Origin of the sequence: Candidatus Pelagibacter sp. HIMB1782 (assembly GCF_052047475.1) — a bacterium.
GTDB lineage: Bacteria > Pseudomonadota > Alphaproteobacteria > Pelagibacterales > Pelagibacteraceae > Pelagibacter.
Genome location: NZ_JBNAKE010000002.1, coordinates 416925 through 431937, shown reverse-complemented (window position 1 = coordinate 431937; position 15013 = coordinate 416925). Strand labels below are relative to the sequence as shown.

Annotated in this window: 18 protein-coding genes; 6 read left to right on the top strand and 12 right to left on the bottom strand. The window is 28.8% G+C overall.

Annotated features, from left to right (window positions below; all coding sequences use genetic code 11):
- The first annotated feature begins 2 nt into the window (after nucleotides 1–2).
- The 4 genes from plsY to ACTTAO_RS06885 are packed head-to-tail and all read left to right on the top strand — an operon-like array spanning nucleotide 3 to nucleotide 3912.
- Nucleotides 3–581, top strand: a complete 579-nt coding sequence (gene plsY, locus ACTTAO_RS06900) for a glycerol-3-phosphate 1-O-acyltransferase PlsY (protein ID WP_440691603.1) — start codon at nucleotides 3–5, stop codon at nucleotides 579–581.
- 37 nt (nucleotides 582–618) lie between these two features.
- The gene (gene topA / locus ACTTAO_RS06895; RefSeq protein WP_440691601.1) at nucleotides 619–3201 is read left to right on the top strand and encodes a type I DNA topoisomerase; all 2583 of its coding nucleotides are present in this window, start codon (nucleotides 619–621) and stop codon (nucleotides 3199–3201) included.
- Complete coding sequence (locus ACTTAO_RS06890; protein ID WP_440691599.1) at nucleotides 3201–3449, top strand: hypothetical protein; 249 nt, start codon at nucleotides 3201–3203, stop codon at nucleotides 3447–3449. The genes topA and ACTTAO_RS06890 overlap by 1 nt, the downstream gene beginning before the upstream one ends.
- A gap of 1 nt (nucleotide 3450) precedes the next feature.
- Complete coding sequence (locus tag ACTTAO_RS06885; RefSeq protein ID WP_440691597.1) at nucleotides 3451–3912, top strand: RidA family protein; 462 nt, start codon at nucleotides 3451–3453, stop codon at nucleotides 3910–3912.
- Between the two features lies 1 nt (nucleotide 3913).
- Here ACTTAO_RS06885 and ACTTAO_RS06880 read toward each other — a convergent pair whose 3' ends face one another.
- Nucleotides 3914–5212: a UDP-glucose dehydrogenase family protein gene (locus ACTTAO_RS06880; protein ID WP_440691595.1), complete on the bottom strand. Its 1299-nt coding sequence runs from the start codon at nucleotides 5210–5212 to the stop codon at nucleotides 3914–3916.
- A complete protein-coding gene (locus ACTTAO_RS06875) occupies nucleotides 5209–6024 on the bottom strand; it encodes a sugar phosphate nucleotidyltransferase (protein ID WP_440691593.1) in 816 nt (271 codons plus the stop codon). The genes ACTTAO_RS06880 and ACTTAO_RS06875 overlap by 4 nt, the downstream gene beginning before the upstream one ends.
- A 34-nt stretch (nucleotides 6025–6058) precedes the next feature.
- Here ACTTAO_RS06875 and ACTTAO_RS06870 point away from each other — a divergent pair, with 34 nt between their 5' ends.
- Nucleotides 6059–6874 carry a pantoate--beta-alanine ligase gene (locus ACTTAO_RS06870; protein ID WP_440691592.1) on the top strand — a complete coding sequence of 272 codons (816 nt, stop codon included), beginning with the start codon at nucleotides 6059–6061 and terminating at the stop codon, nucleotides 6872–6874.
- Here ACTTAO_RS06870 and mgtE read toward each other — a convergent pair.
- Entirely contained in the window at nucleotides 6871–8244 is a 1374-nt protein-coding gene (gene mgtE, locus ACTTAO_RS06865) for a magnesium transporter (protein ID WP_440691590.1), read from the bottom strand. The genes ACTTAO_RS06870 and mgtE overlap by 4 nt on opposite strands.
- A gap of 61 nt (nucleotides 8245–8305) precedes the next feature.
- Between mgtE and lipB the strand changes: the two genes are divergently transcribed.
- Entirely contained in the window at nucleotides 8306–8923 is a 618-nt protein-coding gene (lipB, locus tag ACTTAO_RS06860; protein WP_440691588.1) for a lipoyl(octanoyl) transferase LipB, read from the top strand.
- On the opposite strand, the gene ACTTAO_RS06855 is transcribed toward lipB, so the two are convergent.
- The 9 genes from ACTTAO_RS06855 to rpsE are packed head-to-tail and all read right to left on the bottom strand — an operon-like array spanning nucleotide 8901 to nucleotide 15012.
- Nucleotides 8901–9818: an RluA family pseudouridine synthase gene (locus ACTTAO_RS06855; protein WP_440691586.1), complete on the bottom strand. Its 918-nt coding sequence runs from the start codon at nucleotides 9816–9818 to the stop codon at nucleotides 8901–8903. The genes lipB and ACTTAO_RS06855 overlap by 23 nt on opposite strands.
- A gap of 10 nt (nucleotides 9819–9828) precedes the next feature.
- Nucleotides 9829–10272 (bottom strand): 50S ribosomal protein L17, encoded by a 444-nt coding sequence (rplQ, locus tag ACTTAO_RS06850; protein ID WP_440691584.1) that lies wholly within the window; start codon nucleotides 10270–10272, stop codon nucleotides 9829–9831.
- Entirely contained in the window at nucleotides 10272–11300 is a 1029-nt protein-coding gene (locus tag ACTTAO_RS06845; RefSeq protein WP_440648591.1) for a DNA-directed RNA polymerase subunit alpha, read from the bottom strand. The genes rplQ and ACTTAO_RS06845 overlap by 1 nt, the downstream gene beginning before the upstream one ends.
- Nucleotides 11300–11749, bottom strand: a complete 450-nt coding sequence (gene rpsK, locus ACTTAO_RS06840; RefSeq protein ID WP_440691582.1) for a 30S ribosomal protein S11 — start codon at nucleotides 11747–11749, stop codon at nucleotides 11300–11302. The genes ACTTAO_RS06845 and rpsK overlap by 1 nt, the downstream gene beginning before the upstream one ends.
- 2 nt (nucleotides 11750–11751) lie before the next feature.
- Nucleotides 11752–12135 (bottom strand): 30S ribosomal protein S13, encoded by a 384-nt coding sequence (gene rpsM / locus ACTTAO_RS06835; protein ID WP_075506789.1) that lies wholly within the window; start codon nucleotides 12133–12135, stop codon nucleotides 11752–11754.
- 55 nt (nucleotides 12136–12190) lie between these two features.
- Nucleotides 12191–12754 (bottom strand): adenylate kinase, encoded by a 564-nt coding sequence (locus tag ACTTAO_RS06830; protein ID WP_440691580.1) that lies wholly within the window; start codon nucleotides 12752–12754, stop codon nucleotides 12191–12193.
- Nucleotides 12755–14035, bottom strand: a complete 1281-nt coding sequence (gene secY, locus ACTTAO_RS06825; protein WP_440691578.1) for a preprotein translocase subunit SecY — start codon at nucleotides 14033–14035, stop codon at nucleotides 12755–12757. It abuts the gene before it with no gap.
- 9 nt (nucleotides 14036–14044) lie between these two features.
- Complete coding sequence (rplO, locus tag ACTTAO_RS06820; protein ID WP_075506792.1) at nucleotides 14045–14497, bottom strand: 50S ribosomal protein L15; 453 nt, start codon at nucleotides 14495–14497, stop codon at nucleotides 14045–14047.
- A complete protein-coding gene (gene rpsE / locus ACTTAO_RS06815) occupies nucleotides 14497–15012 on the bottom strand; it encodes a 30S ribosomal protein S5 (protein ID WP_075506793.1) in 516 nt (171 codons plus the stop codon). The genes rplO and rpsE overlap by 1 nt, the downstream gene beginning before the upstream one ends.
- Nucleotide 15013: the final 1 nt, after the last annotated feature.

Sequence of the window (15013 nt, the reverse complement as noted above, 5' to 3'; positions counted from 1 at the left end):
AAATGGAATTATTGACAATAGGTATTGTCTCGTACCTAATGGGTTCTATCCCATTTGGATTGATATTAACTAAAAAATTTTTAAAAAAAGATATTAGAGAAATTGGATCAGGCAACATTGGAGCAACAAATGCTCTAAGAACTGGTAATAAATTTATTGGTTATTCAACTTTAATACTTGATATAGTTAAAGCTGTTATCCCAGTTTTATATGTAAAAGTAAATTTTCCAGATTTGATTTATGTATCAGCTTTATGTGCTTTTCTAGGTCATGTTTTCCCAGTTTGGTTAAGGTTTAAAGGTGGTAAGGGAGTAGCAACTTATGTTGGTATATTATGTAGTATAAACATAATATTTGGGTTAGTTTTTGGCATTTGTTGGCTTGTAACTTTTTTTATTTCTAAATTTTCGTCATTAGCATCACTGATTGGATCATTCTCAGTTCCTATTTATTTGTTAATTTTTGATTCAACAAAAAATGAAATATTTTTTGGGATAATGTTTATTTTAATATTTTATACTCATAGAGAAAATATTAAACGACTGATAAATAAAGAGGAAAACAAGACTAAAATTTATTAATTTGACTATCAAACACTTTTAAGTAGTTTGTTAAATTATGAATCTAGTGATAGTTGAAAGTCCCGCAAAAGCTAAAACTATAAACAAATATCTTGGCGATGATTATACTGTTTTGGCAAGTTATGGACATATAAGAGATTTACCATCAAAAAATGGATCAGTTGATCCTGATCATAATTTTAAAATGGAATGGGAAGTTGATAGTTTTTCAAAAAAATATTTAAAAGAAATAACTGATGTTGCAAAAGAATCCTCTAAAATAATCCTTGCTACTGACCCTGACCGTGAAGGAGAAGCTATAGCTTGGCATGTTAAAGAGTACCTTGATGAAAAAAAACTTCTAAAAGATAAAGAAATTGAAAGAGTGGTTTTTAATGAGATAACCAAAAAAGCTGTAATTCATGGTATTGAAAATCCACGACAAATCGAACCTTTGTTGGTGGATGCGTATATGGCAAGAAGAGCTCTTGATTACTTGGTTGGCTTTAATATTTCTCCAATACTTTGGACGAAACTACCTGGATCAAAATCAGCCGGAAGAGTTCAGTCTGTAGCTTTAAAATTAATCACTGAAAGAGAACATGAAATAGAATTATTTAATCCAGAAGAATTTTGGACACTTACTCTTAAATTTGGAGATGATAATAAAAGCACTATTACTGCAAGTATCTCTCAATTAAATGGTGACAAAATAGAAAAATTTACTTTTAGAGACAAGAGTAGCATTGAAAAAGCAATCAAAGAAATAAAAGAAAAAAGATTTCAAATAACAGATATTTCGTCAAAAGTTGTAAAAAGAAACCCCTCAGGTCCATTTACAACTTCAACATTACAACAAGTAGCATCTAGTAGGTTAGGTTTTGGAGCTTCAAGAACAATGCAAATTGCACAAAAACTATATCAAGGTGTTGAGATTGATGGGGATACTGTTGGATTAATTACTTATATGAGAACTGATGGAACTAATTTATCAGCTGATGCAGTAAATGATTTTAGAAATTTTATTAAAAATGAGTATGGCAATGAATATCTACCTGCTTCTGCAAATAATTATTCTGGTAAAAAAGCTAAGAATGCACAAGAAGCTCATGAGGCTATTAGGCCAACAGATATAAATAGAGCACCCGACACATTAAAAAAATATTTAAGTAGTGATCAACAAAAACTATACAATTTAATTTGGTCCAGAGCTTTGTCCTCACAAATGGAAGTTGCTCAATTTGATAGAAATACCATAACAATAGAGTCAGAAGATAATCAGACAATATGTAAGGCAAGTGGCTCAGTATTAAAATTTGATGGTTTTTTAAAAGTTTACTCAAATACAAGTAAAGATGATGATGAAGAAATTTTACCAGAAATGTCTAAAGGGCCAATTAATATTGAAGCATTAATAGATGAGCAACATTTTACACAGCCACCTCCAAGATACTCTGAAGCAAGCTTAGTCAAAAAATTAGAGGAATTGGGAATTGGTAGACCTTCTACTTATGCAAGTATAATTTCCACAATAGCTAATCGAGGTTATGCAGAAATAATAAATAAAAGGTTTTTTCCGACAGATCGTGGAAAACTTATCTCTGCCTTTTTAGAAAAATTATTCTCTAAATATGTTGATTATAACTTTACTGCAGGTTTAGAAGATCAATTAGATGAAATTACAACAGGGAAGGAAAGCTGGATAAAAGTTTTAGAGATGTTTTGGAAAGATTTTAATAATAATGTTTCTGAAGTTAAGGAGAAAAGAACTAGAGAAGTGTTAGATCTTTTAAATGAAAGTCTAGGTGCTTTAATTTTTGATACCGATAAAGATGGAAATATTGTTCGAAAATGCCAGCTATGTGATACGGGTTCACTAAGTCTTAAAAATAGTTTTAGAGGTGGGGCTTTTATAGGATGTTCAAATTATCCAGAGTGTAAATTCACTAGACCCTTGTCCAAGGCTAAAGCAGCAGCTCAATCACAGTTAGCAGAGCCTAAATTTTTAGGAAAACATGAAAATGGCAATGATATATATCTTAAAAATGGAAGATTTGGTCCCTATCTTCAATATGAAAAACTTGAGGAAGAAAAATTAGAGGAGACAAAAACTAAAAAAAAGAAAAAAACCAAAAAATCTAAACCGGATGTTAATGAATTAATTAAAAATGTTTCTATACCAAAAGGTTTGGAGTTAGAAAGTATAGATATAGAAAAAGCTCAATTTTTATGTTCTCTACCAAAATCAATTGGAGTCAACCCTGATAATCAAAAAGAAATTATTTTAAATACTGGAAGATTTGGTCCTTATCTTAAGTGCGAAAATAAATCTGCTAGAATAGAAAATGTAGAAGAAATTTTCTCTATAGGATTAAATCGAGCAATTACACTCATTGCTGAAGCGAAACCAGGTAGAATGTCTTCTTCAATTATTAAGGATTTAGGAGAACATCCGGAAGATAAAAAACCAGTTAGGGTTATGAAGGGGCAATATGGTCCTTACATTAAATATAAATCTTTAAATGCAACAATTCCTGAAGAAAAAGATCCAACAGAGCTTACAATGGAAGAGGCCTTAATCCTTATTGAGAAAAGGAAAGAATACGATAAAACTAAAAAGAAGAAAAAAACTAAAAAATAATGAAAATTAAATTACTCACTTATTTATTAATTTTGACACTCGCTAATGTTAACTTATCTGTGGCAGATGATTGTAATGAATTTGATAAATTAAGTAAAGAATATGCAAAATGTACGGCTGAATTGATCAAAGAAAAAACTTCTGAAAAATATAAAGAAGGAAAAAAAAAACTTAATAAATTAAATTTAAAGGAGAAATTAATTAAATTTAAAAATAGCAAATCACACAAAGAATTCACAGAGAAATAAAATGAACTTTGAAAAAAAAATAGAAGAACTAAATATTATTTTACCAGAAGCCAAACCTCCTGTTGGCTCATATGTTGCAACTAAAGTAATTGGAAATCTACTTTTTATTTCAGGTCAAATATCAATAAATGAAAATGGAGAATTAATTAAGGGAAAAATTGGTAAAGATTTAAGTACAGAGCAAGGCTACGAAGCTGCGAAAAGATGTGGATTGAGCTTAGTTGCTCAAGCAAAGGCTGCTTGTGATGGAGACTTATCTAAAATAAAGTCTTGTATCAAATTAACAGGATTTGTTAATTCAACTGATAACTTTACAGAACAACCAAAAGTAATTAATGGAGCTTCAGATTTAATTGCATCAATTTTTGGTGATGCTGGTATGCATACAAGAGCTGCAGTAAGTACTAATAGTTTACCACTCGGAGTTTCTGTAGAAGTTGATGCTATATTTGAGCTAAACTAAACTATCTTCCAATTCCAAAATAATTGATATTCAATTTTTTCATTTTAACAGGGGAATACATATTTCTCATGTCATAGATCTTAAAATTTCTCTTATTAACTAATTTTTTAAAATTCAATAATTTAAATTCATTCCATTCAGTGTGTATAATTACTAAATCAGAATTTAAACACGCAGGTTTGATCTTATCGAAAAATTTAACATTTTTTAAATTTTTAAATTCTTTTTTTTCTCCCGAGGGATCAAAATATCTTATCTTGCAATTTTTTTTATTAAAATAATTAATCATTGGTATACTAGAAGCTTCTCTCATATCATCAGTATTAGGTTTAAATGTTACTCCAAGAAATGTAATTGTTTTATTTAAAAGTTTGTTATTTAATATTTTCTCAACCCTTTTGATTGATAAAAATCTACGTTTATCATTCGATGAAACTACAGTTTTAACAATAGACAAATCCGTATTAAATTTTTTACCTGTATCAATTAAAGCTCTAGTGTCTTTTGGAAAACATGATCCTCCATAGGCTGGTCCAGCTCTCAAAAATCTATCTCCAATTCGCTCATCCGATCCCATACCAAAAGATATATCTTTAACGTCTATACCCGTTTTTTCACAAAGGTTTGCAATCTCATTAATAAATGAAATTTTCGTGGCTAAAAAAGCATTCGAAGCATATTTTATTAACTCAGCACCTCTACGTGTAGTATTAAAATACCTGCTATTTTTTTTAATAATAGGCATGTAAAGTGATTTTAAAATCTTATTAGCTTTTTTACTATCAGTTCCAATGACCACTCTATCTGGATAGATAAAATCTCTTATGGCCTCACCTTCTCTTAAAAACTCGGGATTAGAAACAATATCGACTAATTTTCTTTTTTTTAAATTTTTTAAAATATTCTCAATTTTATCACCAGTAGTCACTGGGACTGTAGATTTAGTTATAATAATTTTGTAACTTTTAATTATCTTTTTTAATTCTTTTACAACACTAAAAACATATTTTAAATCAGCTGAATTACTATTTTTTCTAGTTGGAGTTCCAACACATATAAAAATTATATCAGAACTTGAAACTGCTTTTTTTAAATCTGTAGTGAATTTCAAACGATTTTGTTTATAATTTTTTTTTAAAATTTCCTCCAAACCAGGCTCATAAATAGGAACGTTACCTTTATTTAATTCTTCTATTTTTTTTTTATCTTTATCTACACAGTAGACAATATTACCAACATCAGAAAAACAAACACCGCTAACCAAGCCAACATAACCTGTGCCTATCATACAAAGTTTCATATTTTTCCTATTTCTTTATTTGAATTAATGAATCCTTGCATGGTCCCACAATCTAAATATTTACCTAAAAAATTATGAGCAATAAATTTTTCACCTTCTTTAATTAAAGTTTGAATAGCATCAGTTATATGAATTTCACCTCCTTTACTTGGTTTTTGCTTGGCTAATTTATTAAATACAGTTTTTGGAAGAATGTATCTTCCTATTACTGCTTTATTAGAAGGAGCATTTTTAATTGAGGGTTTTTCAACCACTCCATCAATGAAATAATCATTTTTGGAAATTTTTTTGTTTAAACTATAGATACCCCATCTTGAAACTGTTTTAGAATTAACTTTCATACTGGCCATTACAGAAGATTTGTGCTTATGATGTACTTTAATCATATCTTTAGAACAGTTTTTTTTTATTATCAAATCATCTGGTAGCAACATTAAAAAATATTTATCTTTTATATATTTTCTTGTTTTAAATACAGCATCACCTGTTCCTTTTGGTATATTTTGATATACAAATTTTATTATTTTTTTATATTTTAATATTTTTTTATATTCAGCAATTATTCTGGGATCTTTTTTCTTTTTAATAATTTTTTTATAAAAAGCGTCACTATAAAAATAATTTTTAATCATTTTTTTTTTATTTGATATTATAAAAACAATTTCTTTAATACCGGCTTCGATACATTCATCTAAAATATATTCAAGTCCAGGCTTTCCATTTATTGGAAGAAGTTCTTTAGCAAAAACACTTGTTAAAGGCAAAAGTCTGGTTCCTTGACCTGCTAGAGGAATAATTGCTTGTTTAATCATATAAATGTTTTACTTATCTAAATTTCTAATACAAATGAAAATTATATTAAATAATAATTCATTATTAAAAGCTTTAAGGCCATTTAATGATATTGGCTTTGTTCCAACAATGGGGAGTATACATGAGGGTCATTTATCACTTATAGAAAGATCAAATCGAACTTGCAAAAAGTCAATAGTAAGTATTTTCGTTAACCCCAAACAATTTAACAATAAAAAAGATTTCAAGAACTATCCCACAAATATTAAAGAGGATATTAAAATTTTAAAAAAAACTAAAAAGGTAGATTTCTTATACATTCCAAAATTCAAAGATATCTACAATCACAATAAAAAATCAAATATAAAAATCGCTAATAAAGATAAAATTTTATGCGCTAAATATAGAAAAGGACATTTTGAAGGAGTACTAGATGTAATGGAAAGATTAACTAGTTTAGTAAATCCAAAAAAAATATTTATGGGAAAAAAAGATTATCAACAATATTACTTAATAAAAAATTATCTGAAAAATAAATATAAAACTTCTATCATTCCATGCAAAACGATTAGAAATAAAAGCAGAATAGCGTTGTCTTCAAGAAATAATCATTTGGATTTAAATGGAATTAAAAAAGCAAGTTTTTTAAGCAAAAGTCTAATTAAATTAAAAAAAAATTTAGCAAATAGTAAACAAATAAAACAAAATTTAAGAAATCAAATGAAATATTTTGAGAAACTTTTAAAAATTAATATTGAATACTTAGAATTAAGATCAATTAAAAATCTTAGAATATCAAATACTATCAGAGGCTCACGTTTATTTGTTGCTTATTATATTGATAACGTAAGATTGATTGATAATTTTTAGAGAAAGTAAGCCCCAACACCCAAAAATGAGACAAAACCTATAACATCAGTAATGGTGGTAACAAAAACACTCGATGCAATTGCAGGATCAATATTCATTTTTTTTAAAGTAAAAGGAACAAGTATTCCAAACAGTCCAGCTATAATCATCGTAAGTACCATTGATATTGAAATGATTATTGAAAGAATACTATCTTGAAACCAAATTTGAACTATTAAAGCACTTATGGTAGCAAATATAATTCCATTTAATATACCAATTGAAAATTCTTTAAAAACATTTGATGAAAAATTATTTTGAGTTAAGTCATTTGTTGCAATTGTTCTGACTGTAACAGCCAATGTTTGCATTCCTGCATTTCCACCCATAGAAGCTACAATTGGCATAAGGAAAGCAAGAACAACCATTTGCTCAATAGTTGCTCCAAACAAGCTAATACACCAAGTTGCTAAGAAGGCTGTAAATAAATTCAATAAAAGCCAATTAAATCTTCTTTTAGTTTTTGTAACAACACCATCGGTAATTTCCTCATCACCTACACCTGCTAGCCTCAATGCATCTTCCTCCGCCTCTTCTTTCAAGACTGTAAGAACATCATCGTTCATAATCATTCCTACCAATTTATTATTTTTATCAACTACGGCTGCTGAATTTAGATTATAATTTTCAAATAGATTAGCCACCTCTTCTTTGTCCATATCAACAGGCACTAATAGTTGAGACTCTGACATGATACTTGCCATTTTTGTGTCTCTTGGTGAAGTGAGCACTCTTGATGACGGAACTGTTCCAATAGGTTTAAATTCTTCATTAACAATAAAAATTTCCAAAAATTCTTCAGGCAAATCTTTATTTTCTCTTAAATAGTCAATTGTTTGACCTACAGACCAATTGCTTGGTATAGCTGTAAACTCTCGCTGCATAAGTCTGGCAGCAGTATCTTCTGGATAGCTTAAGCTTTCTAACAGAGCAAATCTGTCTTTAGGCGGTAATGAGCTTAATATAGTGTTCTTGTCTTCTTCAGGTACATTTTCTAAAATCGAAATAGCATCATCCGACTCTAAGTTGGTAAGAATAGTTACAATTGAATCTGAAGATAAGTATTTAATTATTTCAGTTTGTATAGACTCATTTAATTCTACAAAAACCTCTGCATCAATATTAAAATTATTTAGTTTAATTAAACTTTCTCTATCGCTAATACTTAGGTGTTCAATTATGTCTGCTGCATCAGCAGGGTGAATTTCATTGAATGAATCGCTAATAAATTTTGCATCATTGTTAGCTATTTTAGAAGTAACAACTCTCAAATATTCTTTATTGAATTCAAAATTTACTTTTTTATCTTTAGTTTTTTTAATTAAAGACATAAATGTACCTATAATTTAGTTGTGCACTATTAATACATAATTAAAATATTACAAATTTTAAATGGATATAGAGATCAAAAAGTCAATAAAACCGGTAAATTATTTTGAGGCAATTGATCTATTAGAGTCTAGATTAAAAAATATTGCAGCTGATAAAGAAAAAGAATTAATTTGGATTTTAGAGCATCCTGAAATTTTTACTGCAGGTACATCATATAAAGAAAATGAAATAATTGATAAATCAATTGATCTATTAAAAACAAACAGAGGTGGAAAAATTACGTATCATGGACCAGGTCAATTAATTTGTTATTTTGTAATTGATCTAAGAGAGAAAAAAGACATTAGAAAATTTATTACAACTATTGAAAATACAATTATTCAAAGTTTAAAAAAATATAATATTGAAACATTTCCTGATAAAGAAAATATTGGAATATGGTATAAAGACAAAAATGAAATTCAAAAAATTGCTGCAATAGGCATTAGAGTAAGAAAATGGATTGCATATCATGGATTTGCAATAAATGTAGATAACGACTTAGAAAATTATAAAAAAATAGTACCTTGTGGAATTTCAGATAAAGGTGTTACAAATTTAAAAAAAATTTTAAATCAAGATTATTCTAAATTGAATAATGAAATTATTGAAAATTTTATTTCAAATTTGAAAAACTAAGTCTTTTTGATTTTAACAACTTTTTAAAATATTCCGGCAATAAAGCTGAATAAGTGTGCTTCATATCATTTATTTTAAATTTAATTTGATAAGAGTGCAGCATAAGATTTTTATTTATACCTTTATCTGACTTAGATAGTTTATATTTCTTATCACCAAATATAGGATTTCCAATTGCAAAAAGCTGTTTACGTAACTGATGTTTTCTTCCAGTTATTGGTTTTAACTCTAATAAAGATGCTTCAGAATTTTTATCTATTACTTTGAATATAGTTTTTGCTTTTTCTACTAACTTTTTATCACCATCATATCTTATTAAGTCCTCATCCCAAACACCAGTGTTTTTATTAATTTCTCCTTGGCATATGGCAAGATAAGTTTTATGTACTTTTCTTAATCTGAATAATGATGTTAGTAGCTGCGCACTCTCTCTATTTTTTGCCATTATAAATACGCCAGATGTATCTTTGTCTAATCTATGAACAGAATAAGGTTTTGTTCCTTTAAAAATTTCACTCTTTGCAAAAATATCAACTAAGTTTTTTTTAGATTTTGTACCACCTTGTACTGATATTCCTGATGCTTTATTTAATACAACAAAATTATCATTATCATCAATTATTTGATCTTCGTTTGATTTTATTATTTCTTTAGTTGGTAAAAATTTTATTTTTTTTTGTTCTACTCTTTCTTTAAATTCAATATTAAATATATTTATCTTGTCTCCTTTTTTTATTTTGTGAGAACTTTTAACTTTTTTTTTGTTAATTTTAATTTTTCCTGTCCTAAGATATTTTTCAATTAAACCTTGAGGTATTTTTCCAATATTTAATCTCATCCATCTATCAAAACGCATATCATTACACGTTGAATCAACGATGTATGATTTGTTCATGACTTAGGATTTAAGCTATAGCTTGATTATTTTCTTCTGTTTTTGGAGCTTCTTTTGACGTATCTTTTTTCTTCTTATCTACTCTTTTTGCTTCAACATCTCTATCTACAAATTCTATAATTGCCATCGGAGCATTATCACCATATCTAAAACCTGCCTTAATAATTCTAGTATAACCACCTTTTCTATTTGAATATCTTTTAGAAAGAGTTTTTTTTACTTTATTAGCTGATTTAATATCCTGCAGTTGAGACATGAGCATCTTAGTTGTTTGCAGTGTATCTTTTTTACCTAAGGTAATAATTTTGTCAGCTTGAGGTCTTAAAAACTTTGCTTTTGGCAATGTAGTTTTAATCTGTTCATATTTTATTAAAGAATTTAACATATTCTTTAACAGAGCTTTTCTATGCTCAGAAGTTCTATTTAACTTTTTGTTGGCTAAGCCGTGTCTCATTAAATTGCTTCCTCTAATTTTTTAGACATTTCTGCAATATTATCTGGCGGCCAGTTTGGTATTTCCATACCTAAATACAGAGACATTCCAGTTAAAACTTCTTTAATTTCATTTAAAGATTTTCTTCCAAAATTTGGTGTTCTTAACATTTCACCCTCAGATTTTTGAACCAAATCACCAATATAAATTATGTTGTCATTTTTTAAGCAATTCATTGATCTAACTGATAGCTCTAATTCATCAACTTTTCTTAATAAATTCTTATTAAACTCAGGTTCAGATGAAACTTCTTTTATTGGAGCTTCAACTGGCTCATCAAAATTAACAAACATTTTCAACTGGTCTTGAAAAATTCTAGCTGAATACGCTACAGCATCTTCGGCAGATATTGAACCGTTAGTCTCTACTTCCATTGTTAATTTATCATAATCAAGAGCCTTACCCTCTCTTGCTGTGCTAACAGAATAAGAAACTTTTTTTACAGGACTATACAAAGAGTCAATGGCAATTAAACCTAGTGGTGGCTCCTCTGGTTTATTTAGTTCAGCTGGAACATAACCTTTTCCAGTGTTTACATTCATTTCCATGTGAAAAGTAGTGTTTTCATCTAAGTTACAAATTACTAACTCAGGATTTAATATTTCTACATCCGTCACAGGAGCAATGTCTGAAGCTTTTATTTCACCCGGACCTTTTGCGTCTAAAACTAATTTTTTTGTACCTTCAGAATTACATTTTAAAGCTAGTGATTTAACATTTAATACTATGTCCGTTACATCCTCTCTTACACCTTTAATTGATGTAAATTCATGTAGAACACCATCTATTTGTATCGAAGTAACTGCAGCTCCTCTGATTGAAGAAAGCAAAATTCTTCTTAAGGAGTTTCCTAAAGTTAATCCGTAACCTTTTTCTAAAGGCTCAGCTATAATCTTAGCATGTGTTAAGTCATCACTAATTTGAACATCTAATTTAGATGGTTTAATCAAAGATTTCCAATTTTTAACATTAACGTTTTCTACTTCCATTAAACTCTCCTTTTTTTTGGTGGTCTAGTTCCGTTATGAGGCATCGGTGTTGTGTCTTTAATTGACAAAATTTTAAAACCTCTTGCTTGTAAAGCTCTTAATGCTGTTTCTCTTCCTGAGCCAGGCCCTTTTACCTCAACAGATAAAGTTTTCATTCCATACTCTAATGCTTTTGATGCTGCGGAGTCCGCTGCTATTTGAGCTGCATAAGGTGTAGATTTTCTTGATCCTTTAAATCCTTTCTGTCCAGCAGATGCCCAGGATATTACATTTCCATTTGTATCAGCAATTGAAATTATTGTGTTATTAAATGTTGACTGCACATAAGCAATTCCATTTAAAATATTCTTTTTTATCTTTTTCTTTTTTGAATAGGTGCTCTTTGCACTTTTTTTAGAAGATTTTTCTACCTTCTGATCTTTATTGTCAGTTTTTTCTGTTTTTGCCATTATTATTTTTTAGTTGGTGTTAATTTCTTCCCTGCAATAGCGATTGCTTTTCCTTTTCTTGTTCTTGCATTACATCTTGTTCTTTGACCTCTTACAGGTAATTTTTTTCTATGTCTTGTTCCTCTATAACATGCAAGATCTATCAATCTTTTAATACTTAAAGAATAATCTCTTCTAAGATCTCCTTCGACTTTAAAATTTTGATCGATGTATTCTCTTATTTTTAAAATTTCATCATCCGTTAACTCATTCACTCTTTTGGCTCTTGGAATTTCTAGAGAAGAACAAATTTGTTGTGAGAATTTATCTCCAATTCCATAAATATATGTCAGTCCAATGTGGACAAGTTTATTTTGTGGAATGTTTATACCTGCGATACGAGCCATAATTTTTGTGATAAATTGTGCCTTTTATATAAGAAGATTAATCAAAGTCAACTTCTTAAACATTTATAAAAGTGTCTATTTTCCTTGTTATTTCGTCTATTTCTAAGCTTCCATCAATTTCCTTAAATTTAGGATTCTCTGAGTAGTAATTAAGCACTGGCTCTGTTGTGTTCATGTATGTATCAAAACGTTTTAGAATAGTACTTGTTTCATCGTCTGATCTATTTTCAATAATTTTTCTTTTCTCTAGTCTTTTTACCACTGTATCTTTATCAACTTTAAGATACAAAATTAAATCTATTTTTTGATTTGATGCCTCGAGTAAGATATCTAAATTTTTTGCTTGGCTCAAAGATCTAGGGTATCCATCAAATATTAATCTGTTTTTTTTTTGAGAGTCAGAAACTAAATTTTCAATAAGTTTATTTACAATTTCATCACTTACAAATTTACCATTTTTCATGTCATTAGTTATTGTCTTACCAATGTCTGAATTTTTATATATTTCTTCTCTTAAAAGTTCACCAGTTGAGATTTGAAAGGAATTTAATTTCTTTACTAAATATTTAGCTTGAGTACCTTTACCAGCACCAGGCGGTCCAAACAAAACTATATTCACTTACTTTCCAAATTTAGTTTTCTTAATTAATTGTTCGTATTGAGAGCTCATTAATCTTGTTTGAATTTGAGTTACAGTATCAATGGCTACAACAACAACAATAAGAATAGATGCACCACCCAAATAAAAAGGAATTGGGTAATTAGCTATTAAAAATTCTGGCATTAAACATACAAGTGTCAAATATAGAGCACCTATTGTAGTAAGTTTAGTTAAAATATTTTCAATATATAATGCTGTACTCTCACCAGGTCTAATTCCTGGTACAAAGCCACCATATTTTCTTAAGTTTTCTGCAGTTTCAGTTGGGTTAAATGTAATTGAAGTATAGAAAAATGTGAAAAATATTATACCAGATGCATATAGCAACATGTACAAAGGCTGACCTTGAGTGAAATAAGAACTTAAATTTAAAAAAGTTTCATTGTTCGAAAAAGAAAAATTAGAAAAAGTAACTGGTAACAATAATAAAGCAGAGGCAAAAATTGCTGGTATTACTCCTGCTTGATTAATTTTCAGTGGCAAATGAGAAGACTCTCCACCGTACATTTTGTTTCCCATTTGTCTTTTAGGATAATTGATAAGAATTTTTCTTAAAGCTCTCTCCATAAAAACAACAAATAAAATAGTTAATATTAAAAGAACAAAAATTGCTAAGATCATGAAAGTTGATATGGCACCTGTTCTGCCTAATTCAAAAGTTGTAACTAAAGCTCTAGGTATTTCAGCAACGATACCTGCAAAAATAATTAAAGAAATTCCATTTCCAATTCCTCTTTGAGTGATTTGTTCTCCTAACCACATAAGAAAAATTGTACCAGCAACAATAGTTGTTACTGTTGTAATTTTAAAAAATGCTCCTGGATTAATTACTAAATCAGCAGAAGACTCTAAGCCTACCGATAAACCATAACCTTGAACTGTAGCGAGTAAAACTGTTCCATATCTTGTAATTTGAGTAATCTTTGCTCTGCCAGTTTCTCCCTGAGCCTTTAAATTCTTAAAATAATCAGAAACCCCTGTTAACAACTGAACTATAATAGCTGATGATATGTATGGCATTATACCAAGAGCAAAAATTGCCATTCTACTGACGGCACCTCCAGCAAAAACATTGAACATACCAAGTAACCCTTTTTGATTACCGTCCATCATGATTTTTAATTGTTCTGGGTCAATTCCTGGTAAAGGAACAAACGTACCAAATCTATATACCGCAAGGATTGCTATGGTAAAAATTATTCTATTTCTTAGATCATTTGTTGAAGATGATGCGCTCATTTAAACAAATTATTTTTTTAATTGAATAGATCCACCAATTTTTTCTAGTTTTTCTATTGCTGATTTTGATGCCAAGTCAGCCTCAATATTAATTTTATCTTTTAACTCTCCAGTACCTAATATTTTTAATTTTGTAGAGTTTTTGTTTATTAATTTTAATTTTTTTAGAGATGAAGAATTAAGCACTTCATTTGGATTAATATTTTTTTTATCAATATAAGACTGAATTTTTTCCAAGTTTAAAATTGCAATGTTTTCTCTTGAAATTGGATTAAAACCTCTTTTAGGTAATCTTCTGTATAAAGGCATTTGACCACCTTCAAAACTTTTTATTGCAACACCAGATCTAGATTTTTGACCTTTAACACCTCTCCCAGATGTCTTACCTTTTCCAGAACCAATACCTCTTCCTACTCTAATTTTAGGTTTATTAATTTTCTGTCTTGTATTTAATGTAATCATTATCCTCTTTTTTCAATAATTTCTGATATTTTTTTATTTCTTATTGCTGAAATTTGTTTTGGTGAATTTTGTTTCATTAAAGCTTTCATAGTAGCTCTAATCACATTGTGTGCATTTGATGTGCCCATTGATTTAGCAACAATATCTTTTACCCCCAATACCTCGCATACTGCTCTAACTGGACCACCTGCAATAATACCTGTACCTTTTGATGCTGCTCTTAAAACTATTCTACCAGAGCCATCTTTAGCTTTTACATCATGATGAATTGTTCTTCCTTCTCTCAAAGGTATATGTGTTAATTTTCTTCTCGCCATTTCATTAGCTTTTTTAATTGCATCTGGAACTTGTTTTGCCTTCGCGTGTGCTATTCCAATTTTTCCAGCCTGATTCCCTACCACTACAAGAGCTGAAAAACCAAATCTTCTTCCACCTTTTACAACTTTTGTAATTCTGTTGATATGAACTAACTTTTCTAAAATATCGTCTGTTTTTTTGTCTTTGTTATTTTCCATA